Origin of the sequence: Mycolicibacterium aromaticivorans JS19b1 = JCM 16368 (assembly GCF_000559085.1) — a bacterium.
Lineage (GTDB): Bacteria > Actinomycetota > Actinomycetes > Mycobacteriales > Mycobacteriaceae > Mycobacterium > Mycobacterium aromaticivorans.
On the sequence record NZ_JALN02000004.1, the window covers coordinates 18,863 to 45,160 of the forward strand.

A 26,298-nucleotide genomic window follows, 5' to 3' on the forward strand; every position below is an offset into this window, starting at 1 on the left:
GACGCCGGTACATCGACGACGTCAAACCAACTGAGCAACGGATTATGAGTCCATTGCTCACGCTGTACCGGGGCAAATTCAGACCTAGGGATTAGGAAGGCCCTTGCTCGCGCACGCCGGACCCGCTGATTAAGAGTCAGCGGGTATGAGCGAGGCCTCGGTTCCAGGCCACGACCGACCAACCTGGGACCTGCGGATTAAAAGTCCGTAGGTCAGAGCGAGGATGTCAGTCGACGCAATGAGCTGAGGATGCGTGGCGCGAGCGACAGCTTAGTCAGAGGCAGGCTGCGGCGGCACAGGAACAAGTCCGGTGAGCTGCGCGAACGGCGCGACGGTGAGCATTTCGTCGAGGGTGTCGACGGTGAAGACGCGGCCGTCGGTATCGCGCAGGACTGGTCCGAGTGTGTCGTTGACGCGTTTCCAGCCGGCGCCGCCGAGCACCGCGAGTAGGGGGACCCCGCCTAGTCGGGTGCTTTCGGCGCGGAGGCGTTCGAATCGTGCGGCTTTATCGCGGGCGGTGCCCCCGTCGTTGGTGGCTTTGCATTCCAGCATCGCGCGCAGCGTGTCGTTGTTGTCGAACACGACGAAGTCCGGTGCGGGAGTGACTGTTACTTGGAATCGGGCGGCGATGTCGCCTTGGTTATGGCTGCCGGTTCTGATGTGGGGAATGCCGGCTTGTTCGAAGAGGGCTTGTACGGCGTCTTCGAGGAGGTCTCCTCGTTGGGTGGAGGTGGCGTCGAGGACCTGGCGGAATGCGCCGCCGTAGTGGCGTTGATGGAGGAAATGGTGGTAGGGCACACCGCCGGTAGCGAGTTGGCGGACGGTGTCCCAGCCGTCGCGGGTGTCGAATTTGTCTTGCTTGCTGTGCAGGCCTGGTGGGGCGTCGGAGAACAGCTCCCGCCGAATCAACTGGTCGATGGTGACGGCGACGACGTGCGCTTCAGCCGGGTTGAACTGACTGTTTCCGCGTTCGGCGGCATCGACACGACCGCCGCTGATGGCCCCGCTCAGGTTGAGTTGCTGGGCGACGAGCGTGGTGCTGTCGGCGAATTCATTGCGGACTAGCCCGCAGATGGTTCGGAAAACCAGCAGGGTTCGGGCATCAGCGCTGAGAACGGTACTGAGGTCGTCGACGCTGACATTGGCGAAGGCCGCGGTGCCGTCAGAGGCCACTTGGTAGACCTGGTCGAAGTAGGCGTCGTCGTAGAAGGGGGCGTCGTGGACGTAGGCGAAGTCGGCGATGAGGTGCGGTACGTACAGTTCGCGTGCGATGGTCGCGTAAATCTTGGGCTGGTCGTCGGTGCCGTGGCGTTGGGGGACATAGCGGAATTCGGTGACGCGGGTGTCCCAGGTGTCGGCGGCCGTGATGGCGGCGACAGTTTCTTCGACGGTGGTCACTGGCCGATGGCGTGCAGGACGGCTGGTGGGTCGGTCGCGATGTCTGCAGCGAGGCGTCGGCGCGCTTCGGTGGCGAAGTGTTCGTGCAGCTCGAACCCGAGGGCCCGGCGGCCGTAGCGGCGTCCGACGACGACAGTGGTCCCACTGCCCGCGAAAGGGTCGACAACCAGGCCGTCGGCGGGGCTGGCGCAGCGGATGAAGAACTCGGCGAGGCCTTCCGGCATGGCGGCGGTGTGGGCGACGCCGCGGTGTTGGTTGTAGGTCTGGGCGACGGACACGACGTTGCCGGGATCGGCTCCTCCACGCAGGTAGGTCTTGGTGCGGTCTCTGCCGAATCCAGCCTCGGTGGTGCGTCGACCGTTCGCGTCTTGGCGCCGGCGGGCGATTTCGGCGGCATCAGCTTTATAGGGGACGCGCACCGCGTCGAGGTCGAAGTAGGGGCGGCCGCCTTTGGCGAAGTGGTAGACGTACTCGAACGAATCCTTGGTGCGCGGCCCGAATTTGCCTGGTACCGCATTGGGTTTGGCCCAAATGTAGGTCTCGATCCAGCGCCAGCCCATGTCTTGGAGCGCCAGGACCAGTTGGTAGACGTAGGGGTGTCGTTGGCCACGAAGCGGGCCCCGGTTAGCGACGCGGTTTTTGATGTTGATGATCATGCTGCCGGTTTCGGTGGTGGCGGCCAGCATTTCTTTGGCGTAGGGCAGGAACCAGTCGACGTAGTGGTCGGGGTGTATGCGGCTGTAGGCGCGAGCGTCGGCGTAGGGGGGAGATGTGAAGAAGAGATCGACGCTGGCTTCGGGTAGCCGGGGGAGCAGTTCGGCGGCATCTCCGTGAACGATTCCCTCGCCCAGCATGCGGCGCACCTGGCGCGAGGTGGTCATGGCCGAAATCCTACGAGAGACAGTCTCTTTGTTGAGGTAGACGCACTCGAAGAGATGCCGGAACCCGGCACGGGAGGAGCATTCACAATCCGAGTTGGGTGGCGGCGTTGTCGTCCCAGGCCTGGTGGATTCGCACGTAGGTGCCGATGGTGGCCAGGGATCGATGGCGGGTTTGGTGGGCGATGGCGCGATCGGAGGCTCCGCGCAGGTGGGCGTGGGTGACGAAACCGGCGCGCAGGCTGTGGGCGCTGTAGGGGCGGGGGTCGATGCCGGCCCGGGCGATGGCATTTTGGACCAGGGTGTTGATGGATTCGGGGTGCAGCCGTCGGGGCAGGGGTCGGTTGCCTTTCGAAACGGGGCGGAACACGGGTCCGTCGGTGATGTCGGCGGCCGCCATCCAGGCCTGTAGCGCGGCCACCGGGGATCGGGCGGGGTGGGTGCCGTGCGGGGCGACGACGAGTTCGGCGTGTTCTCCGGTCTGGTTGGTTTTGGAGCGAGCGATGGACAGGACCAGGCCGTTGGGATGGTCGCTTAGGTGAGCGACATCGAGCGCGGCGAGTTCGCTGCGGCGCAGAGCGGTGACGAATCCGACGAGGAGCAGGGCGCGGTCTCGTAGGCCGGCGAGATCAGGTTCGGCGGGTCGACCGGGGGCAGTCCAGGTGCGGGTGACGGGGCAGGCATCGAGGACGTCGAACAGTAGCGGGGGCATGAGGGGGGTCGCTTGCTCGGGTGGAGTGGTGTGGGTACGGCGGATGCCTTCCCAGACCGCAAGGACGCGGGCGTTGGTGGTGGGGTCGGGCAGGTCGTGCACGGTGTGGGCGAATTTGATGGCCGACAGACGCCGGCTCATGGTGCCGACTTTGGCGCCGCGCTCGGCGAGAGTGGTGAGGTAGCCGGTGATCGCGGCGGCCTCGGCGGGCAGCGACGCGGTGTTGGTGGTGGTGCACCAGGTGGTGAATTCCGCCCAGTCGGAGCGGTAGCCGCGCATGGTGTTGGCGGCGCGGGCTGCGGTGACGTAGCGGGCTTCGGTGGCGGTCAGGGAGTCGTCCGCGACGATGACGGACGGGTCTGTGTCCCGGTGCGGACGATTGACCGGGCCGGCGACGTCCATCATTGCAAAAGTCCACCCGGCCAATGGTTTTGGTGGGCCTTGGCGATTTTGCGGAGGTTCTTGGCGGTTTGCTTGAGTTCCCCGGATGAGGGGACGTCGTCGTCATGACTGCCGGGGTTGAGCACCTTGGGGAACAGCTTCCATTGTCCTTGTTCAGCGTTGCCGCCGACGACCAGGGGCAGCACTCGGGGAAGGAGGTCACCGAGATTCTTGGACTTGACGTCGGCGACGGAGGTAGGCGTGCCGTTCTGCGTGAGGTTGGTGGCGATGATCTGCTTGGCCAGACGTTCGGCGGCCGACCGCAGGGTGTTGCAGGCCGAGCGGCGGCCCTTCGCGGTGGGGGAGTTGAGGCTTTCTTGCGCTTCGAGCATGAGCTGGCCGAAGGCATCGGCGGTCTGGGTGGACTCCGGACCGGCGATCACGTCGATCAGATCGAGTCGGTAGGACAGCCCGTTGCTGCTGCTGCCGTGGCTGGAGTAGGCCCATTCTGCGAGCTTGCCGTCGAAGGTGCTGACGATGACCTGGACACCGGCGTTGAGTAGTTCGGCCAAGGTGTCCTGGACGAAAGTGAGCCGATGATCGGAGTCGCTGCCGGGGATGGGGTCGTCCAGAACCACCACACGTGACCCCAGGAGTTCGGTGCGGGCCAGGAAGATCGACAGGCCCAGGGCATTGAGTTGCGAGTCGCTGTAGACGCCGAGGGCTTCCCGCGTCACCGGCGTGCTGAGCAGGTCGATGCGCAGGTCGGCGACGAGGTTGACGAACAGAGTTCCGCCGGCTCGGCGTTTGATGCCGCCGAAGCCGACGAGTTCGTCGGGGCGGATGGTGGTCCACCACTTGGTGATGGTGTCGCTCATCTGGGTGAAACGCGTATCCAGGACAGCGCCGGCCGCTGTGTTCAAGGCCTTTTCGGCGGTGTTGAGGCGCCGGATGGTCTGTTGTCGGGTGGCCTCGGTCACGACGTCGGCGACCAGTTCGGCACGACGGTTTAGCAGGTCGGCGACCTCTCGGAGACCGCTGAGGGCGGTGCGGTCGCGGGTGACCGCGTCGACCGCCGCGCGCAGCGCCATGGCGGTCTCGGCGTAACGGGTGCTGACCGTCGTGAGGTGCGCCAGGGCGGCGGCAAGGCTTGCACAACCCTCAGTGAGGTCGCCGTTGACGGGGTGGCGTCCGGCGATGGCATCGCCGGCATGCTCGACGGCGCCGCGCACCGTCGTGGCGGCGGTGGTGACGGTGGTGACGGCGTCGGTGAGCTCGCCCGTCCGGGCGTGGGCGTCGGCGGCAAGGGCAGGGTCCAGGCCCAGGTCACGCAGACCGTCGGTGGCACGGGTCAGTTGTTCGGCCGACCAGCGGGCAGCAGCCGGTGCCGAGCGTGTCGCGGCCGCTACCAGCTGGTCGAGGTCGCGGCGGGCGTCGGCGAGGGCATCGATGCTCGATCGTGCTGTGTCGGTGAGCGATTGGGTCCGGCGGAGATGCTCACGCAACACCGCGAGACGATCGGGTGTTAAGGCGTCGCCGGTTCCGCAGACTGGGCAGTCGACGGGGTGGTCCAGGGTGGCGTACTCGTCGACGGCCAGGACCGCTTCGAATACCGGGGTGTGCTGAGCGACATGCTCGTCGACACCAGCCAAAGCAGCGCGGTAGGGGTCGAGATCCGGTGGTGTTGGCGCTTGACCGGGTGGCGGCTCGACGGTGAACGCCGAGAGTGGGAACGCTTGTTCCCGTTGGTCTTCTAATGCCGCGGCGAGGGCAGCGCGGAGTTCGTCGAGATCGACGATGCGGGCGGGTCCGTCGGGATCACCGCGGCGGTCTAGGACGGCGTTGCCGGCGTCCAGCAGGGCGCGCTCGACGGCGGTGGCGGCCGCCTCTGCGGTGATGGGCTTCTTGACCAGGATGGTGAACGAATCGCTCGTCGAAGCGGCTGGAGTTCCGGCGAGGGTTCCTAACTGCCGTAGTGCACTGCCTGGTTGTTCGGCCTCGACACGGCCGCGCGCGGCGCGCACGCGCTCGCGGAACCGGTCGAGGTCGGTGAGCGAGAGCAGTGCCTTGAAGTAGCCGACGCGTTGCTTGGGTTCGGTGGATAGCACGTGGCGCAGGGTGTGCTGTAAGAGCACCGGTGCGCGCACCGGCGGGTCGGCCAAGGGAAAGCCGACTTGATCGAGGTTGTCGGCTTCGACACCGTCGATGAGCAGGCGGCTGTCGCATTCGGTGCCTTGTCCGAAGTCGCAGAGCAGTTCGCGGCGGACCTCATGCGTGATGCCGGCAGCGTCGCGGATCACCGCGGCGACGTAGACATTGGTGTCGGCGGCCGGGAGATGAGCGTTGCGCAGGCTGTCGTGATACTCGGCTTTCGACCCGCCGAGCATGTCGCGGCGGCTGCTGAGACCGCTGATGAGGAATTCGATGGCCTCGGCAAAGCTCGTCTTGCCTTGACTGTTGCCGGCGTGCACGACCACCAGGGGCGCGTCGAGTTGCAGGGTACGGGCCTCGGTGCCGAAGGCCCGGAAGCCGCGGACCTCGAGCGATACCAGACGCGGGCCGGTGGCCGTGGTCATGATTTCCGCCAGGTCGCGATGACTGCATCGAGCGCGTCGTCGAGCTCGTCGTCGGTGCGGGCCTGCGCGACGGCCTCGGCCAGGGCGCGAGCGTCGCGGGGGCCGGCGGTGGTGCCGGTCAGCTGGGCCAGCAGGGCGTCGAGGTTGGGCAGCAGGTCACTCATCAGGTTGGCAGCCTACCGCCTATTACACGGGATTCCGTGCATTATCCCAGGTAATAGCAATGTGCGAGATTCTAGGTGTATACAAAACAAATGTCATACTTGCACACAGTTGTTATACCTGCGTACAGTCATACTTACCTACCACCGAAAGGTTCCTCCAGTGAAGCACTTCCTCACCGCCGTTGTCCTCGCTCCACTGGCCGTCGCCAGCGCCCTCGTGGCCTCGCCGCCGGCCAGTGCTCACGCGGGTACCAAGGTGGACCTGAACGCGACGTGCAAGTACGAGCATCCAGATAAGCCGGATGCGCACGTCACCAATGGTCAGAACATGCTCAACCCGTACGACGCCTATTCGCTGACGTGCATTAACTATGTGCTTTCGGTTCCGTTCGGCCTCACCTTCGAAGACCTCGGACCGATCGACGTTCAAGGATGGTGTGATCACAAGTACGGTCGCGGCCATCACGCCCAGGCCGACACCAGCACCGGCCTCACCCTCGCCTGGGACCGCTGGTACTGCGTCTGACCGGTCAAGCTAGAACGACCCCGGGATTTCCCGGGGTCGTTCTAGCTTGTGCAGGTCTTCAACACATAGACCGGGATGACGGTGACGAGCTTCTTATCGGGATCGGGGTTACCGGACGGCGACACGAAAAGGCTGACCGGAGCCGGGTTGTATCCACAGTGAAAGGTGCCCGAAGTGATCTTGCCGGCGTTATCCCGATTGTCGTTGGGGTTCGTCGACATCATCATGGTGACCACCGTCGGCGTTCGATCTTTATCTTTATCGAGGGAGAGCGGGAGCGGAATGACGGGATCGACAAGGTCATGCGGGGCAGACTGCGGCGTCTTATTCACGGCGTTCGATATGTGGGTCTGGCCCGCCACCGGAACGGTTCCCGGTGCCCATTGCGCACCCAGGTCGACACCGGAATTTAGCCCGCTTGCATCTTGCAGCCGCAATTTGACCTCTATGTGCAGCTGGTTATGGTCGTCGTCTCCCAGCTTCACGACCACAGGGGTCGTCGGTGGCGATGACCACGGATCGATGGCGATTTGATGCTGCTCGTCGTTCACGACGTACACAGAGACTTGCTCGGTCACGTTCGGCAACACGGGGGCGGTAGTGATTGCCTCATTGGTCCCCGGAGCTGGCGCTGCATCGGAGCGTTGTGGCCACAACACATAAGTAGTAATGCCGCCGACAATCACACCGCCGACGACAATCGCCGATCCCACACTGGCCAGGGGACGCAGACGAACGCCGCGGCGCGCGGTTTCTCCAGCTTTGTCGCGCAGGGTCTTCTTGCGAGCCAGCTTGCGTAATTCCTTGGCTAATTTAGGCGCGGTGGAGCTGATTGTCGATTCAGTCTGATCAGGTACCCGGTCTAACAGCCGGAGGAACTTCTGTACCCCTTTACCGGCAAAAGCAGAGTTGAATCCCACCGGCACCAGATTGACGTCCCGTGTTTTGCCGAGAATCTTCTCTGCCAGCTCTAGGGCACAATCCTGAATCGTGATCGTGTCCTGGTGATAAGCCACTGCTATTCCGACCCGAGGAGGCACAAAGGTGGGAACGTCATCTTTAAATATTTCGCGATGCTTATAAACAAGTTGGTACGCCGCACATGCCGCCAAGTAGAACTCTGACCACGACTTCGTGCGGCGCTGACTGTGCTCTATTGCCTCATCTTGAGCGTCACACATCGCATCGAGGAGGAGGCCGCGATTGATGCGGGAGTCAAACTCGCCGGACACCACCAACGCGTGTTGTTGAAGAATTTTCGCCGCTGCTGCGGCCAACGATCCTGCATCTCGGCGAAGGGCAACCGGCCCGTCAGTCAGCGCGGCGCTGCCACCCCCGTCATCCACAGGGCAAATCGTACGAGTCGCTGACAATTTCGATTGGCTCACCTGCAAAATTAGGCGAGAAATGTATGCAGGTAATACGCTGTTCTGTGCATACGGAAGTTGAACAGTGGACGGGAGCACCTCCATGGTGATCACAGGCGGGCGCTACATAGGGATAGCGACCCTCAGCGTTGCAGCACTGCTGGGCGCCGCCCCTCTCGCCGTCGCTCACGCTGACGACACCGGCATCCACCAACCTCAGATGGATGCGCTGTGCCAGGCTCAGTACCCCGGTCGAAACACCCCGTTCAACGACGGGTCCGCCTACGTTGTCGCTCCCGGTGACGCCTACTCCTGGCGATGCCAACAGACATCCCGATCTGGCGCCGGAGCGATCTCCAACCTCGGCATCAACCCCGCCGCGTACTGCAGCATGCTGCCGAACCTCGGCCGACCAGTGCCAATAAATCCGGGTAGCCCCGACGGCTGGGTGTGTCGGACTTAAGTAGAAGACCTCCATCCGCTTCTCACAACAAGGCCAACGAGAAACCATGCCCGACAGACTCTTTCAAGCACGCGTGGATGCCTACGCCGCCACGCGTTTACGCGCCTACGCCCAGGCCAAACCTAAGAAAATGTCGGAGTCAGAACTCGTCAAGTACGCGCTCGACCTGGTCATCGACGAGGCCGATCGACAGCTCGCTGCGCTACAGCAAAAGGTCCTGGCGGATGCCAACCGAACCGCCCAAGCACTCGGGGGGACGGCAGAGCCAACACCGCTCGACACTGCGGCTCGGCTCGGACCCCAAGTGCCCGCAGGAAGCGAAACCTTCCAAGCCAAGATCAAGGAAGCAAAGGCGTTGCGGTTAAACGCAATCCGGCGGGCTTACGACGCCTCCGACTCCCAGCTGATTCGCCGCGGATTCGAACTTATCCTCGACGAGATGCATGACACCCAAGCTCAACTGCTCCAACAACTTCACGCCGATTACCTCGCTACACAGGCAGCAATACGAGGCACTGCCACCGTTGTTACGACGACCGACCACGACACGGCTGATCACGACACAACTGGTGACGACAGGGTCGATCACGACACGGCAGATGATCCTGGTTTGCCGTGGGTCTCTTCCTCTCCAGAGACACCCAATGTGCAACGCGCACACTCTGATGGCGACGCGGCGAAGGAAGCCGCTGGATCCGTTGCCGTGGCTTCCCCGGAAGGCCCTCCTCCGTAATCTCCCTGAGGCCGTGTGCATGCCCCGCGACCTTCACCACGTCGACAGTCTTGGTGTCGGCATGTACCTGCAGACGTTCATCCTTGGACTGACCGCCCGAGGGCTGGGCACCTGCGTCCAGATGATCATCGCGGGATTTCCCGACGTCGTGCGCCAAGCCCTCCACATCCCGCCCCAGTACGAGATCCTCCATTGGCTACGCCGTCGAGGACTTTCCCGCCAACAACCTCGACGTCCCCCGCAAGTCGCTCGACGCCACAACCGTGTTCCTTGACCTGCCGACGATACGGGTGTCCACGAGGGTCGTCGCAGCTGTCGACCACCTCAGCGGCGCTTGGCCATCTACGTTCTTAGTCTTCCAAACTGATTACGCGGGTTCACCTCCCAGGGGAGGATCGCCGCCGGACCATGGTCACAAGGGCACGATCTTCGTTCGTACGCCTACGATCTGTCGGTGGCATCCTCGTTTAGCCGCGACGTGTCGGTCAATGTGGTGGCGGGATTGATCGGGTCCGCCATCATTGCAGCTCTGGGTCTTCTAGGGCACCGGTGGCACCTGATCGTTGAGCGCTGCAATGGCAGCAACGCCGCGGCAGCGTTTGAGCTTTTATGGTTTCTGATTTGGTTCGCGATCGGGTTGGCCTTGGCGATCGGAGTGATAACCACTCTCACCGCCGGTGAGGCGGGCGACGGCTCCGACGTCCTCTGGTACGGCTCGTGGGGCTTACTGTTTCTCGTATATGGGGGTTGGAATCTCTGGGTCATCTTCACGGACCCGCACGGATCACCATGGATTACCAAGCTATTTCGCGCAATCATGTGGTTCTGAGATTGACAGGTTTACCAACCTGGGGTCGTCCGAGGTCTGCAAGCTGAACCGTTCCGAGTTTCATGCCGGCTTCATGGTTGAGGTGTCGCCGGCTGGGACCCCTGGGTTTGAGCGTAGTAGGCGCTCTCGTATTCCTCGGGCGGGACGTAGTCCAGAACGCTGTGCAGTCGGCGGTTGTTGAACCAGTCGACCCACTCCATCGTGGCGTACTCGACGTCGTCGATGATGCGCAGCGGGCCGGACAGGAAGGGGCTGCCGCGGCCGACGGCTTCGGTCTTGAACAACCCGATCGTGGTCTCGGCCAACGCATTGTCATAGGCGTCGCCGACGCTGCCAATGGACGCCGCGATCCCCTCCAGCACAAGCGTTTCCGCGAATGCGATCGACGTATATTGCGACCCGGCGTCGCTATGATGAATCAGTCCAGCAGTCACTCGGTGATCGGCGTGATCACGCCGCCACAGCGCCATCTTCAACGCTGTTGTCACCATCGCGGTGTCCTTCACGGTGACGGCATGCCAGCCCACGATGGCCCGCGAGAAGCAGTCGATCACGAACGCCACGTAGACGAACCCCGACCACGTTCGGCAGTAGGTGAAGTCGGTGACCCATTTTCGATTCGGCATCACCGCGGTGAAGTCGCGGTCCAGCAGATCCGGTGCCCGACGAGAGTCCTTGCCGCCGGGGATCGTGGTGCGGTGCTTGCGACCCCTGACCACCCCGGACAGGCCCTCATCACTCATCAGCCGGTCCACGGTGCACGCCGCCACCTGATGACCCTGGCGGCGCAGATGTGCCGTCATCTTCCGACGCCCGTACAAGCCCTCCGGCGTCCCGACAGTGGCACGCAACGCATCAGTCAGCTCGGCGTCAGTGATCGTGCGCGCTGACGGCGCGGCCTTCTTCCAATGTCGATACGTGCGTCCGGCGACCGCCACACCCTGCTCAGTGAGCACGCGGCAGATCGACTCGACCCGGAACTTTCGTGCACGCATCTGATCGATGAACGAACAGATCAACGGTGGCGAGGGTCGAGTTCCCTCGCGAAGAAAATCGAAGCCGCCTTCAGAATCTCGTTTGCTTCCTTGAGATCTCGATTCTCACGCTCCAACTGCTTGATGCGTTGCTGCTCGGCTGTCGTCACCCCAGGACTCTGCGCAGCGTCGACCTGAGCTTGCAGCACCCACTTGCGCAGTGTCTCCGGACCGACCCCGACCTTCGGGCCGATCGCCTGAGCCGCGGCGTACACCGACCGATACTCGCCGAGATGATCGAGGACCATCTTCACCGCACGCTCACGCTGCTCGACCGGGTAATGCTTCGACATAATCTGCATCCTTCTCAAAGAAGGAAGCGGCATCAAACTCGGAACGGTTCAAGCAGCCCCCATCCAGGGTGCTAATCACCAACGCGTTTCATGGAACGGCTGTCTCATCCGATGATGAGAGGGCGGATGTGAGACATGCGGTGTGAGATAGGAAATGAGACAGCTCGACCAGGGCCTACGCGGCGGGGAAGTGGCGCCTGGAGGGGTGTCTCATTTCTCTAGATTCGAGATCGCCTGGCCGTCAACGAGCGGCTTCGAGGATTCGCTTGGGGTGCATTCCGTTGACCATGCCCATGAAGGGTGGGTGGATGCTGTAGCCGATCATGCGACGGATATTTTCCGAGACTACGCGAACAGTGGCTGGCGGCGTTGACAGTGTGAATGCCTCCTGAGGACGCAGCCACGGTTGGCAGTACTGAGCGGTGACGGCAAGGCGGCGCTGCGCGGTGGTGTGGTTCGCTCCGCCGCCGTGCCACAGGGTGCCCAAGAAGAAGACGACCGATCCGGCCGGCATCACCACACTGACGTGCTCATCAGTATCGGCGGGTTTGCGGGCGTCATCCCACTTGTGGCTACCGGGGATGACCACGGTCGCACCATTGTCTGCGGTGAAGTCGGTGATCGCCCAGATGGTCGCTGCGCTCAACGCAGCCCTGGGGCGGGGGAGGGGATACATGCCGTCGTCGTAGTGGAGGAACTGGGAGCTCTCGCCAGGTCCGATTTGGATGGCTTGAAGTTGCGAGAGCAGGTAGTTGGGCATCAACAGGGCGTCGAGCAGCGCCAACACACGGGGATGCTCCACCAGGTCGTCACACACGCGGGTCTTGGCCAGCAGACTGTATGCACGCTGGGTGTAGTGGCCCTCGAAGACATTTCGGCCTACCGGACCCAAAAGCGACGACGTCGCGGCGGCGATGTCGTCACACAACTTGGGCGAGAGACAGCCCTCAACGACGAGATAGCCGTCACGCTCCAAGGTGGCGAGATCCGACTCGACTACCTGCGCATCGACGTCGTACGCGGCGGCGGTTGACCGATAGGTTCCAGCGACGTCGCCGTACATGTCTTCGACCTTCTCGACGCTGCCTGGCGAACGTGATGTGTTGTGAGGCAACATATTTTCCTTCATCGCGATGTCAGCCCAACGGCTCCGGATACGAATGCCCACAGTTGTTCAACGACAACGTCAGCCGGTGGACGGGGGTCGCGAGTCAGGCACACCGCCACCACGGCGTTGGTTCCCCCGATCGTGGCTGCAGCCAGATACTCGGGGTCGCGGTCTGTCGGAATCTCTCCATCCCGTTGGGCCTGGGCCATGTTGCGCGCGCCGATCTTGCTCATCTCCTGAAGCCAACGACCGCGCGCGGTCGCTAGTTCACCCTCACCCAGGCCCGCCAGCACCACCGCGGCCGCCGGCTCGCGATACAGGAACTCGACCCAATCGGTGATGCGCTGGCGCTCCCGCTGCGCCCACGTCGGCTCGTCATAGGCGCGCAGCGCGATCGCTTCACAAAACCGCTGATAGAACGCATCGACCACGGCAACTAACAGCCCGGTCCGGGTGCCGAAATACCGGTAGGGCAGCCCTGCGCTCACTCCGGCTCTGCGGGCAACCGCCGCCACTTCAAAAGACCCGGTCTCGGCCAACTCCGCCGTTGCCGCCTCAATGAGCCGCTCCCGGGCCTGCGCACCCCGCGCCGTCACAACCGATGTCACACCACGAACCCTAAGTTGAGTTCAACTCATTTACAAGCGCCACCGTGCTGTGCCGAGACAAGATCTGACTGATCTCGAATCTTTTAGAAACGAGACAGGCCTCGCGTAGCCATGTGTTAATGAAGCATTGTTACACTAAGGCGTGCCCCGCCCGGTTGATCATGCGAAGCGCCAGGACCTTGTTGCCGCTGCAAGTGTTGTCCTGGCGCGCACGGGGGTGATTGATACTTCGCTGCGGTCGCTGGCCGCCGAGCTGGGCACCAGTGCTCGCATGCTGGTGTATTACTTCGGCAGCAAGGAGCAACTGATTCTTGAGGTGCTGAATCGTCAGCAGCGTGCTGCGATTCCGGAGACTGACGAGGTAGAGCTTCCGGTTTCGCTTGTGGCGCATCGGAATTGGTGCTTCGAGGACTGGCATGCCTGCACGCGGGGCGATCGCAGCGACACCTTACGCATCGTCTTGCAAGTCTTTGGTGCCGCCTGTGGGCGTGACAGTGCCTACCGGGCCTACACCTGGAGCACGTTGTCGTTGCTGACGCGCAACTCTCAAGCCCGATTGGAAGCGTTGGGCTTTCCGGCCTACGTCGCGGAAACCCGGTCACGGATCGCGCTGGCAGCCTTTCAGGGCTTCATCATCGAGTACTTCACCGCAGATGACCCTAGTTACGTCGACGGCAGTTTCGCCCGGTTCGTTGACGAATTCCTGCTAGCGCCATGGACACCCGCCGATCAGCCCGCCCTCCGCGAGGAACTGCCAGCTGGTCACTGACTCGCCTCGCTTCGCGTCTGGCGTCGACGGTCCGCGCCCGCGCTAGAGGTTCATCATTTTCGGCCATAGCGACGACCACGGCTGCCGCGGATGGGTACATGTCCAGATGGTGATGTCACGTGTGACCAGCGGCATGCCGAGCCGAACGTCCAACGTCGACGCTGGCACCACGGAGGTGAACCACTTCTGCAAGTCGGGTGCGGTACTACCGACCCAGATGACGGTCTCGGCGGTGTCCGGTGGGGTGCCGAAGTAGCCGAATCCGCGCTTGGGGCTGTAAATCGCGGGAAGTGCCGCCGCATTCCGGTCATAGTCGAGCGCGCTGGCTTGGATGTAGCGTTCTGTCACGATGACCGCGGTGCGACGCTGTTCGGGCGCCAACCGCTGGTACACGATGGCCACCGCTGCCGTCAGTTGACGCCAGCCAAACTCGCCGTAGGCTTGCGCATTGACACCGGCGGCGAAATCCGCGGCAGGTGTCAGCTGCGAAGCCGATCGCCACGGGGTCTGCCACACCACGAACGTTGCGATCGACACCGCAACCGCGGCCGCGACGGCGACAACCGCTCGGCGGCTACGCACCGCCGCGCCCAATTCCACGGCCCCCGCGACCATCACCGCCACGTACAAGCCGGCGCCGTACTCGGTGCGCCCCCCAGTAGCCGCGAAGATGATCACCATCAGCACAAATGCCAAGCCGACAAATCGGTACGGCCGCAGCCGCGGCGATCGCCACAGTCGCCACACGCCGTACACCAGCAAGACCACGCCAAGTGGGCCGCACATTTCAGCCACCCGGGGCAGGAAGGTGAGCACGCCGCCGGCCAAACCCGTGGTCTGCCCCCGCACGACAGCGCCCATACCGACTTGCGGCCAACCATGTTTGGCCTGCCACACCAGCATCGGGATCGCACCGACCACCACGAGTGCGGTACTGCACCACAGAGCTGGCCGGCGCAGCAGTGCCCGTGGTCCGAGGCATCCGGCGGCAACGAGAATCACGACCCAAAACACCGGGACAAGCCACTTCACTTCCAACGCCGCGACGCTCACCACTCCGGCCCCGAGCAGCAGCGCATCGCGGCGAGTCCGCACCCAGCACACGATCAGCCACGCCAACAGCACCCATAACGCGGTATCGATACCGTTGGTCGTCAATCTCTGGTTTTGCCCCAGCGCACACACCGACGTCGCGCACGCCGCCGCGGCTAGCACCTGCGCGACCCGCCCGCCACCCAGCTCACGCGCAATGACCGCACCGAACACCACGATCACCACCGCGGCGATGATCGCGGGAATCCGCAGGGCTGCAAACGATCCCGGAACCAGCCAATCCATCCCGCGTGCCAGCAGCGGCACCAACGGGCCTTGATCAACATAGCTCCACGCCAGCCGCTTGCCGGCAGCGATGAAGTACAACTCGTCGTAGTAATAGCCGTAGCGGCAAGCAGACAAAACCGCCACCGTCCCGGCCATCACCGCTACGGCCGCCACTTCCCACGTTGCAATCGGCGGGCGGGCGTCAACGCTCTCGTCCTGCGCGGTCATGATCTCGGCCACCACATAACTGTAACGGTTGCTTCACTAACGATCCACGCCCCCTGGGGGTCGAAGTGAACTAAACGTCACCAAGCTAGGGGCCGGCCCCCCTCGCCACGAAGCTCCGGCGTGAGAAACAGGATCTGATCGACCTCGATGAGATTAGGAGGGTCGAGACGTCAGGATGTGGTCGCTCCGTACGGCCCGAGCTCGCTAGTGACATCGGGTTTCTCGCCGGTGGCCGCGATGCGGACAGTGGAGCCCACAAGGTGCGAGGCTGTGCCGATGGATGCCCGGTCGAATGACTACGACAGTTTCGCCGAGGCTTATGCCGCTGAGAACGAAAACAGCCTGGTAAATGCGTACTACGAACGTCCCGCAATGTTGGCTCTCGCAGGTGAGGTGACCGGCCGACACATTCTTGATGCCGGTTGTGGCGCGGGCCCCCCCCCTGACAGCTGCACTACGTGAACGCGGTGCAGCTGTCACCGGTATTGACTCCAGCGCCGCGATGCTGTCGTTGGCCAGGCAGCGACTAGGTGAGAATGCGTCGCTAGAGCTGGTGGACCTACGCGATCCGCTGCCGTTCGTTGACGAAACGTTCGACGACGTCGTGTCGTCGTTAGTGTTGCATTACTTGCAGGACTGGGGACCAACGTTGGGTGAGTTGCGACGAGTGCTCAAGCCCGGCGGCCGGCTGATCGCATCGGTCGAGCACCCCATCATCGCCTACATGATTCAGGATCCGTTGCCCAACTACCTTGCCACGAACAGCTATTCGTTCGACTGGACCTTTAACGGCAAAGCTGCGCCGATGACATTCTGGCGCAGGCCTCTACACGCGATGACCGACGCCTTCGCCGCCGCCGGATTCTGCCTCTCATTGATCAGCGAGCCGCAACCGGACCCCGCTGCCCGGGAGTTGTTTCCCGACGAATTCGAAGCCATGCAAACCCAACCGAACATTCTGTTCTTCGTCGTCCACGCAGTACCTGCGATGCAAGCCGCAAATCCTTGAACCTAGTCAAAGTTGGTTCCGCCACCGACCCGGCGAGCGTCGCACTGCTGCGCGGAACGACCCGGACCGTCCGCATTGGTGGTGGGCAGAAACGGACGGTTGAATTTGCGGTCATGGTGGGTCACTCAGCGATCTTGATCACGGGGATGTCGGGTGTGGGGAAGTCGACGGCTCTGATCGAGCTGTCGCGACGTGGGTTCGCCACTGTCGACACCGACGATGCCGGCTGGATTGACCTCGTCGATGGGGAACCGATGTGGCGTGAACCGTTGATCGACGAGTTGCTCAACCGGCGTCGCGATAAGCCGCTGTTTGTTCAAGGCACCGTCGTCAACCAGGGACGTTTCTGTGACCGGTTCGACGCGATCGTCCTTTTAAGTGCGCCAACGAATGTCGTGTTTGACCGCCTGGCCCGGCGCACGAACAATCCGTTCGGCAAGGCACAGGCTGAACGTGAGCGAATTGCCGGCGACATTGCTCACGTCGAACCGCTGCTGCGTCAAGCAGCGACCCATGAGATCGATACGACTCGTTCGCTGGCTGAAGTGGTCGATGCATTGATCGATATCGCACGGAGTCCTCGAGGCGGCACAAAGGGACGCTGAACGACGTCCTATAGAAGCGGAGCACTCGTCGGTGCGTCGGTGCGAAGAAATAACCGTTGTGGATACGGTGAGGTAATGGGGGAGTTGTACCCGTCGATCGAGCCGTACGAGTCGGGCATGCTCGACGTCGGAGACGGCAACGAGATCTATTGGGAGTGCTGCGGAAATCCGAATGGTATCCCTGCGCTGGCCATCCACGGCGGCCCCGGGTCTGGCAGTGCGCCCGGGATGCGCCGGCCGTTTGACCCGCACCGCTACCGGATCGTGGCGTTCGACCAGCGTGGCTGCGGCCGCAGTACACCGCACGGCAGCGACCCCGCGGTGGACCTCAGCACCAATACCACCGATCACCTCATCGCCGACATGGAGCTGTTGCGCAACCACCTCGGTGTGCACCAGTGGGTGCTGGTGGGCTGGTCCTGGGGCACTACCTTGGCCTTGGCCTACGCCCAGGCCCATCCGAACCGCGTCACCGGACTTGTCCTCACCGCGGTCACGACTACTAGCCCGAGCGATGTCACATGGATCACCCACGACGTGGGCCGACTGTTCCCGGCAGAATGGACGCGGTTCCGTGATGGTGTGCCCCGCGACCAGCGCAACGGTTCCCTGGTGGACCAATACGCCCGCCTGCTGGCCAGTTCCGATCCGCACGTGCGGGATAAGGCCGCGCGGGACTGGTGCGATTGGGAGGCAAGCCACATCAACCTCGGCCCCGAGCCCCTACCGCGGTATGACGATCCGCAGTTTCGAATGTGCTTCGCCCGCTTAGTCACGCACTACTGGCGGCACGCAGCGTGGCGAGCCGAGGAAGAGCTTCTAAACGGTGTCAACCGGATCAATCATCTTCCGGCAGTTCTGATCCACGGCCGTCTCGACCTGAGCTCCCCACCCGACAACGCCTGGAAGCTGGCCCAGAAATGGCCAAGGGCGCAACTGCACATCGTGCCTGGCGCCAGCCACTCCGCAGGAGGAACGATCTCCGATCACGTCGTTGATGCGCTTAACCACCTAGCGGACCTCGCTGCCGACGACAACGCATACAAGATCTGATTGACCTCGTTTCTCTAGCAACTAGACAGCATTGGGCGGGGGACTCGTCCTCGGTAGCGTTATGGGCGTGGAGGTTCTTTGGCGCGAAGCCAGGGTGCGCCCTATGACCGTCGACGAGGCAGTCGACGTCGCCAACTGGCGGTACGGCGGCGACTGGTCCGTCTACGACCTCTCTACGCCTCAGCCCGTCCTCGACAACCTCTCCAGCTACTACACCGTCGCAAGCGGTGACGACCTCATTGGCTTCTGCTGCATCGGGATAGAGGCACGGGTTGCAGGTATGAAAGCTGCCCCAGCAATCCTCGATGTAGGAATGGGAATGAACCCCCAGCTAGTCGGACGCGGCAACGGGGCTCGATTTGGCGAGATCGTCCTTCAGTACCTCGACGGGTGCCACCCGGGCATCATATTGCGCGCGGCCGTTCAGGCCTGGAACGAGCGCAGCCTGAGGCTCACCCGCCGGCTGGGCTTCGAGGACGCCGGTGAGCTGATCGCGGTTCAGGGCGACCGTTCGGTGAGCTACCGAGTAGTTCAGAGGCCTCTACATCGAGACAAGATTTGACTGATCTCGAATCTTTAGATCCGAGACAGACGGCGGTGCAGCTTAAGATCCGACGTGGGGCAGATCGGGCAGCGCCTCCTGGTGGTGGCAAGCTGGGCACACCACGAGGTAGGCCCCAGTGGGAAAACTCTATCCTAGTGATCGATACCACGAGCCACCGGCTGGTTTCGGGGTCAACATCATCGGCGGGTGCTGGACGCAGACACCCTGAGCAGTGTGTGTCGATGCTGGTCAACCCGATCACTAGTGCACCTCAATGCCGTTTTGTGAGCCCCACGGATCGATCACGGATCGATCGTGGGATCAGCGCCGTACCGTGCGGGAGGATCGTGGGCTGAGTCCGGGCACGTGAGTCGCAATGCGGCGCAGCGCAGTTCGGAGGTGATCGGTGCCAGCGGGTACTTTCGCAGTCGCCGCAGGCTGTCGGGTACTCAGCGCGCCTGTTATTGACGGGGCGGTCGCCTCCGGCCGGCGAAGGCCCAACGCGGGTGTCCGCATGAGGCGTGTTCCTGCTGTCGTGGAGTGTTCCGACGGAACCGTGGTGGGTTGATAGCCCGCATCCACGATCGGGCGCAGCGCTGCATCGAGGAAATCTACCTCGGCTGCGGGGATTCCAGCTTGCCGTAGCGGCATGGTGAGCGGGAGCTCACGGGTAGGAACCCGATAGATGGTCGTCGTCCCGCCGAGGGCATTTCGCGTCGTTGTGATGTCGCGTGCGGGAACCGTCCGCAAGTCGGTGTTCTGCGCGAACGGGTGCACGTAGGCGATGCCGAGCACAGCGTTGAGCACGGCCAACCTATTGGACGGATCAGTCGGCGGATCTGCGAAACCGTCGTACTGATTCTTCACCACGACAACGTGAAATCGTGTGTCCGGCAATGGTTCCGGCGTGTAATCGAGTCCGGGAACGCTGACGCCCTGCAGCGAAGATAGCGCACCGAGGTTAGGGTCGGCGGTCAGGACGAAGGTGGTATCGGACGGCACAGCCGGGTTGTCGTTGAGTTGGGCGGCCGCTTGCTGGACCACCATCGCGCCCTGTGAGGTACCCACGACGGTCAGCGGCCCCTTGCTCGCCAAGACCTCGGTCTCGAGGGCGTTAACACCGCTGGCGATCGATTCGCCCAAGGTCGGATCCGCTGGTCCCGTCACCGGCCAGAGCGAGGCGGGATAGTTGATTACCGTGACCGGATCGCTGCCGAGCGCTCCGCCGAGCAGATCAGCAGTGTCGCCGAACGTGCCGGCGGGCACCACACGCCCCAGTGTTCCGGTGGTCCCGCCTACGTAGAAAACAGTGTCGGCCTGAGCCGACGCACCGTCAACGATCGCGATGGCAATGACCATTGTCAGGATCGTTATGGGTCTGCGGACAAGTGATCGACGAGCACTCATGGCGACCTCCCAGCACAAAAAGTAGCCGACAGTGACGGCCATCAGCACGGGTAGTGAGAAACTCAGATATGCTGCGCTAGTGTGGCTTTCATTACTCTTGCTCCGCACGATTTGCGGTTTGACTGGGCAGCTGCCCTGCGAAGCGCGGCAACGCCCACACTTTCTTTTCCCCTTCGTACAGGTAAGGGCAGAGGCCACAAGTTCGTGACCCCGGGGAGACCCGTCGATCTCATGAAATCGTCTGAGTCCGAGACAAGGCGTGAGACGTCCACAATCTCTGGATACGAGACTTGATGTCGCTCGGCCTGGCCTTGGCGCGAAAAGGGTTGGACGCGCGCGAATTTCGCCGTAGCGTTTAGCGCTCGATGTGGTGTTGATCGCGAGAGGGCGGTGTCCAGTCGCGGGCGCGTGGTGGAACCGCCGGTGCAACCACATCCGCCCAAGCCGTCCCGGGTCACGAAGCCGCCGACGGTCCTGGGTGGTCAGCCCCAGGAGTCGGCCCTCGCTGCTTTTCGAAGACACGATGACACTGCCGTACAACAACGGCACCGTGCGCACCGAGAAGGTGGTGACCGACAGCAGAAGGCCGGTGGCCTGCCGATTCGGCCTATACCGGCCCGGCACCGCCGAGCGGAACCAGAAATCAATCGCCCCATCGCTGCTGGTCAAACAATCCACACACGGATCACGCAGAATCGCGTTGATGGCGCCCTGGGCAAATACCGTGATCTCCTGCACGTCCCCGGCTGGGGTAATCAACAATGCCGTGTACACAACAGCCCTTCCACAACCCTCGGCGGCACGCACGACCTCACGATCCGACGTGTCGTAGATCGGGCAGCGCCTGCTGATGACAGGCTGGGCACACCACCAGATACGGCCCATCGAGGAGATCGCTGTCCTTGATGATCGATTTCACTATCCACTGGGTGTTTTCGGGGTCAGCCTCATCGGCAGGTGCCGGACGCAGACACCCCGAACAATGCGTGTCGATGCTGGTCCAGCGGATCATTAGCGCACCTTATACCGAGTTAGCCGCCCAAGCGAGAGAATGTGATCAGCACCGCAGGTCCAGCATCAATCCGACCGTTACTGGCCCCGCGGATGCGGCCTCCGCATCCAGCATGCGCGCGCTGCGCGAGGCGCTCACCGATGGTGAGGATGGCCCCTTGCCGAGACAAAAACTGAGCCGTCCACATTCTTTAGAAACGAGACAGGTCGCTCGATGGCTTCAGACTTGGTCTTGTGGGCGCGGGTATTCCCGTGCGGTGGGTGTCGATGAGTCGTCCCCAGTTTGTGCCGAAGAGGATCAATAGTGCTCCGGTGACGCCGATGGGGGTAAGGGGGTCGTGAGCCAAGAGCACTCCAATCGCCGCGGCCCAAAGCGGTTCAGTTCCCAAAAGCAGGCTTACCCTGGCTGGCGAGGTGCGCCGGACTGCCCATATCTGGATGAAGAAGGCGAAAACAGTGCAGACAAGCGCAAGATAAATCGTCAGGATCCATGATTGTGTGCTCATCTGCGCGGCGACTTCGCTGACTCCTCGTCCAGAGATCTGTGAGAGGACCGTGAACACGACTAGGCCAGTGCAGAGCTGCACGAGCGTGACTGAACCGTTCCGAGTTTCATGCCGGCTTCATGGTTGAGGTGTCGCCGGCTGGGACCCCTGGGTTTGAGCGTAGTAGGCGCTCTCGTATTCCTCGGGCGGGACGTAGTCCAGAACGCTGTGCAGTCGGCGGTTGTTGAACCAGTCGACCCACTCCATCGTGGCGTACTCGACGTCGTCGATGATGCGCAGCGGGCCGGACAGGAAGGGGCTGCCGCGGCCGACGGCTTCGGTCTTGAACAACCCGATCGTGGTCTCGGCCAACGCATTGTCATAGGCGTCGCCGACGCTGCCAATGGACGCCGCGATCCCCTCCAGCACAAGCGTTTCCGCGAATGCGATCGACGTATATTGCGACCCGGCGTCGCTATGATGAATCAGTCCAGCAGTCACTCGGTGATCGGCGTGATCACGCCGCCACAGCGCCATCTTCAACGCTGTTGTCACCATCGCGGTGTCCTTCACGGTGACGGCATGCCAGCCCACGATGGCCCGCGAGAAGCAGTCGATCACGAACGCCACGTAGACGAACCCCGACCACGTTCGGCAGTAGGTGAAGTCGGTGACCCATTTTCGATTCGGCATCACCGCGGTGAAGTCGCGGTCCAGCAGATCCGGTGCCCGACGAGAGTCCTTGCCGCCGGGGATCGTGGTGCGGTGCTTGCGACCCCTGACCACCCCGGACAGGCCCTCATCACTCATCAGCCGGTCCACGGTGCACGCCGCCACCTGATGACCCTGGCGGCGCAGATGTGCCGTCATCTTCCGACGCCCGTACAAGCCCTCCGGCGTCCCGACAGTGGCACGCAACGCATCAGTCAGCTCGGCGTCAGTGATCGTGCGCGCTGACGGCGCGGCCTTCTTCCAATGTCGATACGTGCGTCCGGCGACCGCCACACCCTGCTCAGTGAGCACGCGGCAGATCGACTCGACCCGGAACTTTCGTGCACGCATCTGATCGATGAACGAACAGATCAACGGTGGCGAGGGTCGAGTTCCCTCGCGAAGAAAATCGAAGCCGCCTTCAGAATCTCGTTTGCTTCCTTGAGATCTCGATTCTCACGCTCCAACTGCTTGATGCGTTGCTGCTCGGCTGTCGTCACCCCAGGACTCTGCGCAGCGTCGACCTGAGCTTGCAGCACCCACTTGCGCAGTGTCTCCGGACCGACCCCGACCTTCGGGCCGATCGCCTGAGCCGCGGCGTACACCGACCGATACTCGCCGAGATGATCGAGGACCATCTTCACCGCACGCTCACGCTGCTCGACCGGGTAATGCTTCGACATAATCTGCATCCTTCTCAAAGAAGGAAGCGGCATCAAACTCGGAACGGTTCAGACTCGCGCCGAGTCGAGGGTGCGTTTTTCAGACAATCGCGCGATCACGGTGACGTGCACTGCGCGTGCCGCGGCGGCAAGCAGAATTAGCAGATCCCCAAGGCTTGGCGCGGCGAATCCGCCGTTTTGAGTGAGTAGCCCGACGCCGACGATGGCGATGACCGCCGCCCCGTAGAACATGGGGGGCAGGTATGTACGCCGTATCCACCGTTCGAGCAGCGGTGTCATGACGATGGTTAAGGAGATGATCAGCCCAGCGTTTGATGCCGAGGTCATCGTCACCCCGAATGTTTCGAGAGTAAAGATGATGCTCAAGATCGTCCCGAAAACGACGCCGAGCGCAATCTCAGTGCGGTTGATGTGCCGCAGCTTCGGCGCTAAAACGATGGTCAAACCTAGTGCGGCCAGAGCGAATCGGATGACGAGGAAGGAGAACACGCCGTCGGCGGTGACAACTTCTTTGGCCGCCAGGTAGCTCGACCCCCAGACGACGGCCACCGCGAGCAATGCGACATCGACATTGCGGGAGGGGCACGCGGACGGCGGCGGTGTGTAGTTGATTGCCGCATTGGGGGTGGCGCGGTTGGGGATGCTCAACACGAGGTCTCGGCAGAAATGGCGGTGTCTTTCTGTGAAAGGTTCACAAGCCGCCGGCCCTCAATAGTGCAGCTTCCAGCTATGAAAGATGCAGACGGCGAGCCAGATTCGGCGACTACCGGGCCGGCCCCATGCCGCGGCGACATCCATCATCTCCAGAGCCCAACACATTAGACAAGCAACACTATCTTCAGTATCCAAGTAGATTCACTACATGGATGTGGAGCGTCTGCGACTTCTGCGCGAATTGGCCGAGCGCGGAACGGTCCATGCCACTGCGACCGCGATGTCCCTTACTCCATCGGCGGTCTCCCAGCAGCTCAAAATCCTGCAACGCGAGGTTGGCGTTCCCCTCCTCGAAGCCACTGGACGCCGATTACGCCTCACCGATGCTGGCCGGGTCCTCGTCGCACGGACCGACGAGGTGCTCGCTGCGCTCGATCGCGCACGCGCTGACATGGACGCCTACCGCGATACACCCCGTGGAACCGTGCGAGTGGCGATGTTCCCCTCCGGGGCCGCAATGCTGTTGGCCGGACTCATCACCCGGGCTGCAGCTATCGGCGTGGAGGTTCTAGGACGTGATATCGATGAGCCTGCCGCACACGCACCCATGCAGCTAGCCGACTTTGACGTTGTGGTTGTACATCGCGACGAACGTGACGCCGCGCACTGGGGTCCCCGCATCGAAGCCACCCTGCTTCTGCGAGAACCTCTTGAGATTCTGTTGCCGCCAGGCCATCGTCTAGCCAAGCGCAAGCGGGTAGCCCTGCCCGAACTCGCCGACGATCCATGGATCGGTGTCGAGGGCGGCCTCATGGTCGACGATGTGCTGCGCTCACTGGCCACCGTATCCGGGTTCATCCGCGTATCGTTCAAAGAGTCAACGACTTTCGTGTTGTTGAAGAACTCGTCATAGCCGGCATCGGAGTCGCGCTCCTACCGCGCTACGTACTCACCGCCAGAGAACTGACCCGCAAACCACTCAGTGGGATCCGCATCGCGCGCCGCATCGAAGCGGTCACCCGTGCCGGTGCGACCGCTCGGCCCGCCGTCAACGCAGTCATCAGCATCCTCAAGTCACTCGCCCAAGAAACGAACCAGCACAACACCCGACCGCAATAACTGGCACCTGATGCCAGCCCCGGTGAGACAGGATCTGAGCCGTCCAAATTCTTTAAATCTGAGACGTTCTGCTGATTGAAGTGTTGGTAGTCATGTGTTCTGCTCGTTGCTGTTGGGCAGAATCCTTGGTGGTGCCGATGAAGACGTCGGCGATCTCGGGTAGCCCAGATACTAAATCCCACAGGGGCTTATCGGTCTCGTACCGCTCGGCGGCGTTCTCCTGGTCCCATTGCTGCTTCCATGCTGCATAACCAGGCAGGTCATCGGGGTCGGAGCTGTAGTCCAGCGGATCAAGCCCCTCGGGATGCTGCGGCCGGACCATGTAGAAGCGTGCTAGCCGTCCGGTGTGGCGGTGGCCGCCGAACTCGCTGACGAGCTGGAACGACTCCGGCGTCTTCACCGGCCGACTGCGGATCTGCCGCTACCGGATCACCAGGTGGATGATCTCCGCGGCGATCGGCGCGGAGATGGCGGCCGAGCCGGCGGTGACGACGGCCAGAGCGGCGATGAGCGCCATTGCCAGGCCAGCGCAGTCAGCGTTATGGCTGATCTGCGATGAAGCGCGCATGCCTTTGGCCAGCTCCACGAGTATTCGGGTCTGTTTCCCATGCAGTTCCGATGAGTCCCACGGGGCATCGGGTATCGCCAGCAGCTTGGCCGTTACCGAGCTGGTGTCGTTGTCCTCGGCGGCCTTTCTGACGCGGGCGCGCTGGTCGTCGGTTAGCCGGCCCCACCATTCGCGGTGTGTTCTCGAACGTATCTGGTCAACCATCGTTCACTTTCCCTTCGAGAGGTAGGTCCGGCATGAAGTCAGCGAGTCCGTTGGTGAGCCACCAAGTGAGGTGATCGCCGGTGAGGGCCGCGAGCATGGGGGACTGTGGATCTAACGGTGTTTCCGGCACTGACACGCTGAGTGATGCTCGGCGAGAAAGGTGCCGTGATGACGACACTGGACGATGTGGCGAAGAAGAAGGCGGCTGAGCAGTCCGAAGGCCAGAAGGCTGCGTCGAACTGGTCCGATTGGCCCAGGAGCAGGCTTGTCGCTGACCGGGCCCGACGGCTGCTCAAGCAGTTGACCAAGACGGTCCTCGAGACCGCGCTCAATGAGAGATGACCGAGCACCTCGGCTATGAGAAACACGACCCGCCCGAGACGGGGTCGGGCAACATCCGCAACGGCACCCGCACCAAGACGGTGCTGACCGACACCACCGGCCCGGTCGAACTTGACGTGCCGCGCGATCGGGCATCGACCTTCGAGCCTCAGATCGTCAAGAAACGCCAACGTCGCTGAACGGCGGTGGACGAGGTCGTGCTGTCGCTGTACGCGAAGGGCTTGACCACCGGTGAGATCTCGGCGCACTTCGCCGAGATCTACGGGGCGTCGGTATCCAAAGAGACGATCAGCCGCATCACCGACAAGGTGCTTGAGGAGATGAACGACTGGTCGGTGCGACCGCTGGATGAAACCTACGCCGCGATCTTCATCGACGCGATCGTGGTCAAGGTCCGCGACGGCCAAGTCGCCAACCGGCCGTTCTACGCTGCCATCGGGTCACCCTGGCCGGGAACGCGACATCCTCGGCTTGTGGGCCGGCACGGCGGGGAGGGCGCCAAGTTCTGGATGAGCG

At 62.8% G+C, this 26,298-nt stretch carries 26 protein-coding genes and 2 pseudogenes; 11 read left to right on the forward strand and 17 right to left on the reverse strand.

The annotated features are described in order from the left end of the window. Positions 1-270: 270 nt before the first annotated feature. The 5 genes from Y900_RS29605 to Y900_RS32620 all read right to left on the reverse strand — a co-directional run bounded on the left by Y900_RS29605 (position 271) and on the right by Y900_RS32620 (position 6,109). Entirely contained in the window at positions 271-1,398 is a 1,128-nt protein-coding gene (locus tag Y900_RS29605) for a hypothetical protein (RefSeq protein WP_036349724.1), read from the reverse strand. After that, complete coding sequence (locus Y900_RS29610; RefSeq protein WP_081845477.1) at positions 1,395-2,279, reverse strand: DNA-methyltransferase; 885 nt, start codon at positions 2,277-2,279, stop codon at positions 1,395-1,397. The genes Y900_RS29605 and Y900_RS29610 overlap by 4 nt, the downstream gene beginning before the upstream one ends. A gap of 82 nt (positions 2,280-2,361) precedes the next feature. Next, complete coding sequence (locus Y900_RS29615) at positions 2,362-3,393, reverse strand: site-specific integrase (protein ID WP_081845478.1); 1,032 nt, start codon at positions 3,391-3,393, stop codon at positions 2,362-2,364. After that, positions 3,390-5,945, reverse strand: a complete 2,556-nt coding sequence (locus Y900_RS29620; RefSeq protein ID WP_036349731.1) for an AAA family ATPase — start codon at positions 5,943-5,945, stop codon at positions 3,390-3,392. The genes Y900_RS29615 and Y900_RS29620 overlap by 4 nt, the downstream gene beginning before the upstream one ends. Continuing rightward, positions 5,942-6,109, reverse strand: coding sequence for a hypothetical protein (locus tag Y900_RS32620; protein ID WP_157838306.1), 168 nt, complete (start codon positions 6,107-6,109; stop codon positions 5,942-5,944). The genes Y900_RS29620 and Y900_RS32620 overlap by 4 nt, the downstream gene beginning before the upstream one ends. 160 nt (positions 6,110-6,269) lie before the next feature. Here Y900_RS32620 and Y900_RS29625 point away from each other — a divergent pair, with 160 nt between their 5' ends. Further along, a complete protein-coding gene (locus tag Y900_RS29625) occupies positions 6,270-6,635 on the forward strand; it encodes a hypothetical protein (protein ID WP_036349734.1) in 366 nt (121 codons plus the stop codon). A gap of 41 nt (positions 6,636-6,676) precedes the next feature. On the opposite strand, the gene Y900_RS32265 is transcribed toward Y900_RS29625, so the two are convergent. Beyond that, positions 6,677-7,981 carry a hypothetical protein gene (locus Y900_RS32265; protein ID WP_131536390.1) on the reverse strand — a complete coding sequence of 435 codons (1,305 nt, stop codon included), beginning with the start codon at positions 7,979-7,981 and terminating at the stop codon, positions 6,677-6,679. Between the two features lie 530 nt (positions 7,982-8,511). Here Y900_RS32265 and Y900_RS33370 point away from each other — a divergent pair. The 3 genes from Y900_RS33370 (at position 8,512) to Y900_RS29640 (ending at position 10,027) form a co-directional block, all read left to right on the forward strand. Next, complete coding sequence (locus tag Y900_RS33370; protein WP_237752820.1) at positions 8,512-9,198, forward strand: hypothetical protein; 687 nt, start codon at positions 8,512-8,514, stop codon at positions 9,196-9,198. 19 nt (positions 9,199-9,217) lie between these two features. After that, positions 9,218-9,472: a nitroreductase family protein gene (locus Y900_RS33375; RefSeq protein WP_237752821.1), complete on the forward strand. Its 255-nt coding sequence runs from the start codon at positions 9,218-9,220 to the stop codon at positions 9,470-9,472. Between the two features lie 180 nt (positions 9,473-9,652). Then, on the forward strand, positions 9,653-10,027 hold the full coding sequence (locus Y900_RS29640) for a hypothetical protein (RefSeq protein ID WP_131536392.1): 375 nt from the start codon (positions 9,653-9,655) through the stop codon (positions 10,025-10,027). Between the two features lie 71 nt (positions 10,028-10,098). Here Y900_RS29640 and Y900_RS29645 read toward each other — a convergent pair. The 3 genes from Y900_RS29645 to Y900_RS29660 all read right to left on the reverse strand — a co-directional run bounded on the left by Y900_RS29645 (position 10,099) and on the right by Y900_RS29660 (position 13,070). Beyond that, a protein-coding gene (locus tag Y900_RS29645) for an IS3 family transposase (protein ID WP_237752818.1) occupies positions 10,099-11,354 on the reverse strand; the annotation gives its coding sequence in 2 pieces (ribosomal slippage) (positions 10,099-11,081 and positions 11,081-11,354; 1,257 coding nt in all). 241 nt (positions 11,355-11,595) lie between these two features. Continuing rightward, the gene (locus tag Y900_RS29655) at positions 11,596-12,471 is read right to left on the reverse strand and encodes a phytanoyl-CoA dioxygenase family protein (RefSeq protein ID WP_036349747.1); all 876 of its coding nucleotides are present in this window, start codon (positions 12,469-12,471) and stop codon (positions 11,596-11,598) included. 8 nt (positions 12,472-12,479) lie between these two features. Next, positions 12,480-13,070 carry a TetR/AcrR family transcriptional regulator gene (locus tag Y900_RS29660; RefSeq protein WP_036349750.1) on the reverse strand — a complete coding sequence of 197 codons (591 nt, stop codon included), beginning with the start codon at positions 13,068-13,070 and terminating at the stop codon, positions 12,480-12,482. Positions 13,071-13,212: 142 nt separating this feature from the next. Between Y900_RS29660 and Y900_RS29665 the strand changes: the two genes are divergently transcribed. Next, positions 13,213-13,839 (forward strand): TetR family transcriptional regulator, encoded by a 627-nt coding sequence (locus Y900_RS29665; protein WP_036349754.1) that lies wholly within the window; start codon positions 13,213-13,215, stop codon positions 13,837-13,839. Positions 13,840-13,881: 42 nt separating this feature from the next. Here Y900_RS29665 and Y900_RS29670 read toward each other — a convergent pair whose 3' ends face one another. After that, positions 13,882-15,399, reverse strand: coding sequence for an ArnT family glycosyltransferase (locus Y900_RS29670; protein ID WP_237752822.1), 1,518 nt, complete (start codon positions 15,397-15,399; stop codon positions 13,882-13,884). Positions 15,400-15,802: 403 nt separating this feature from the next. Here Y900_RS29670 and Y900_RS29675 point away from each other — a divergent pair, with 403 nt between their 5' ends. The 4 genes from Y900_RS29675 to Y900_RS29690 all read left to right on the forward strand — a co-directional run bounded on the left by Y900_RS29675 (position 15,803) and on the right by Y900_RS29690 (position 18,616). After that, a complete protein-coding gene (locus Y900_RS29675; RefSeq protein WP_237752823.1) occupies positions 15,803-16,396 on the forward strand; it encodes a class I SAM-dependent methyltransferase in 594 nt (197 codons plus the stop codon). Continuing rightward, entirely contained in the window at positions 16,393-17,001 is a 609-nt protein-coding gene (locus Y900_RS29680; protein ID WP_237752824.1) for an AAA family ATPase, read from the forward strand. The genes Y900_RS29675 and Y900_RS29680 overlap by 4 nt, the downstream gene beginning before the upstream one ends. Positions 17,002-17,076: 75 nt before the next feature. Beyond that, complete coding sequence (gene pip / locus Y900_RS29685) at positions 17,077-18,054, forward strand: prolyl aminopeptidase (protein WP_109751306.1); 978 nt, start codon at positions 17,077-17,079, stop codon at positions 18,052-18,054. A 103-nt stretch (positions 18,055-18,157) separates the two neighbouring features. Continuing rightward, positions 18,158-18,616 (forward strand): GNAT family N-acetyltransferase, encoded by a 459-nt coding sequence (locus Y900_RS29690; protein WP_131536394.1) that lies wholly within the window; start codon positions 18,158-18,160, stop codon positions 18,614-18,616. A 303-nt stretch (positions 18,617-18,919) separates the two neighbouring features. Here Y900_RS29690 and Y900_RS32625 read toward each other — a convergent pair whose 3' ends face one another. The 5 genes from Y900_RS32625 to Y900_RS29715 form a co-directional block, all read right to left on the reverse strand. Continuing rightward, entirely contained in the window at positions 18,920-19,957 is a 1,038-nt protein-coding gene (locus Y900_RS32625; RefSeq protein WP_051660620.1) for a PE-PPE domain-containing protein, read from the reverse strand. Between the two features lie 859 nt (positions 19,958-20,816). Continuing rightward, positions 20,817-21,017 carry a hypothetical protein gene (locus Y900_RS32630; RefSeq protein ID WP_157838304.1) on the reverse strand — a complete coding sequence of 67 codons (201 nt, stop codon included), beginning with the start codon at positions 21,015-21,017 and terminating at the stop codon, positions 20,817-20,819. Between the two features lie 190 nt (positions 21,018-21,207). Further along, positions 21,208-21,603, reverse strand: a complete 396-nt coding sequence (locus tag Y900_RS33890; RefSeq protein ID WP_081845481.1) for a DMT family transporter — start codon at positions 21,601-21,603, stop codon at positions 21,208-21,210. A 36-nt stretch (positions 21,604-21,639) separates the two neighbouring features. Next, positions 21,640-22,895, reverse strand: a protein-coding gene (locus Y900_RS29705) for an IS3 family transposase (RefSeq protein WP_237752818.1) whose coding sequence is annotated in 2 segments (ribosomal slippage) — positions 21,640-22,622 and positions 22,622-22,895 — 1,257 coding nt in all. Because the reading frame shifts where the segments join, the coding sequence is not laid out codon by codon here. A 48-nt stretch (positions 22,896-22,943) separates the two neighbouring features. Then, on the reverse strand, positions 22,944-23,546 hold the full coding sequence (locus Y900_RS29715) for a DMT family transporter (protein WP_081845476.1): 603 nt from the start codon (positions 23,544-23,546) through the stop codon (positions 22,944-22,946). Between the two features lie 211 nt (positions 23,547-23,757). Between Y900_RS29715 and Y900_RS29720 the strand changes: the two are divergent. After that, a pseudogene (locus Y900_RS29720) lies at positions 23,758-24,668 on the forward strand (LysR family transcriptional regulator). 52 nt (positions 24,669-24,720) lie between these two features. Here Y900_RS29720 and Y900_RS29725 read toward each other — a convergent pair. Together Y900_RS29725 and Y900_RS29730 are read right to left on the reverse strand one after the other, a co-directional pair. Further along, positions 24,721-25,068 carry a hypothetical protein gene (locus Y900_RS29725; protein WP_036349692.1) on the reverse strand — a complete coding sequence of 116 codons (348 nt, stop codon included), beginning with the start codon at positions 25,066-25,068 and terminating at the stop codon, positions 24,721-24,723. A gap of 21 nt (positions 25,069-25,089) precedes the next feature. Beyond that, on the reverse strand, positions 25,090-25,440 hold the full coding sequence (locus Y900_RS29730) for a hypothetical protein (RefSeq protein WP_036349760.1): 351 nt from the start codon (positions 25,438-25,440) through the stop codon (positions 25,090-25,092). A 165-nt stretch (positions 25,441-25,605) separates the two neighbouring features. Here Y900_RS29730 and Y900_RS29735 point away from each other — a divergent pair. Further along, a pseudogene (locus Y900_RS29735) lies at positions 25,606-26,298 on the forward strand (IS256 family transposase); the annotation flags it as partial.

Coding starts and splice junctions, on each gene's coding strand:
- Y900_RS29610 (WP_081845477.1), bottom strand. CDS start 2,279: ATGACCACCTCGCGCCAGGTGCGCCGCATGCTGGGCGAGGGAATCGTT.
- Y900_RS29615 (WP_081845478.1), bottom strand. CDS start 3,393: ATGATGGACGTCGCCGGCCCGGTCAATCGTCCGCACCGGGACACAGAC.
- Y900_RS29620 (WP_036349731.1), bottom strand. CDS start 5,945: ATGACCACGGCCACCGGCCCGCGTCTGGTATCGCTCGAGGTCCGCGGC.
- Y900_RS32620 (WP_157838306.1), bottom strand. CDS start 6,109: ATGAGTGACCTGCTGCCCAACCTCGACGCCCTGCTGGCCCAGCTGACC.
- Y900_RS33370 (WP_237752820.1), top strand. CDS start 8,512: ATGCCCGACAGACTCTTTCAAGCACGCGTGGATGCCTACGCCGCCACG.
- Y900_RS33375 (WP_237752821.1), top strand. CDS start 9,218: ATGCCCCGCGACCTTCACCACGTCGACAGTCTTGGTGTCGGCATGTAC.
- Y900_RS29655 (WP_036349747.1), bottom strand. CDS start 12,471: ATGTTGCCTCACAACACATCACGTTCGCCAGGCAGCGTCGAGAAGGTC.
- Y900_RS29675 (WP_237752823.1), top strand. CDS start 15,803: ATGCCGGTTGTGGCGCGGGCCCCCCCCCTGACAGCTGCACTACGTGAA.
- pip (WP_109751306.1), top strand. CDS start 17,077: ATGGGGGAGTTGTACCCGTCGATCGAGCCGTACGAGTCGGGCATGCTC.
- Y900_RS29690 (WP_131536394.1), top strand. CDS start 18,158: ATGACCGTCGACGAGGCAGTCGACGTCGCCAACTGGCGGTACGGCGGC.
- Y900_RS32625 (WP_051660620.1), bottom strand. CDS start 19,957: ATGGTCATTGCCATCGCGATCGTTGACGGTGCGTCGGCTCAGGCCGAC.
- Y900_RS32630 (WP_157838304.1), bottom strand. CDS start 21,017: ATGATCCGCTGGACCAGCATCGACACGCATTGTTCGGGGTGTCTGCGT.
- Y900_RS29730 (WP_036349760.1), bottom strand. CDS start 25,440: ATGGTTGACCAGATACGTTCGAGAACACACCGCGAATGGTGGGGCCGG.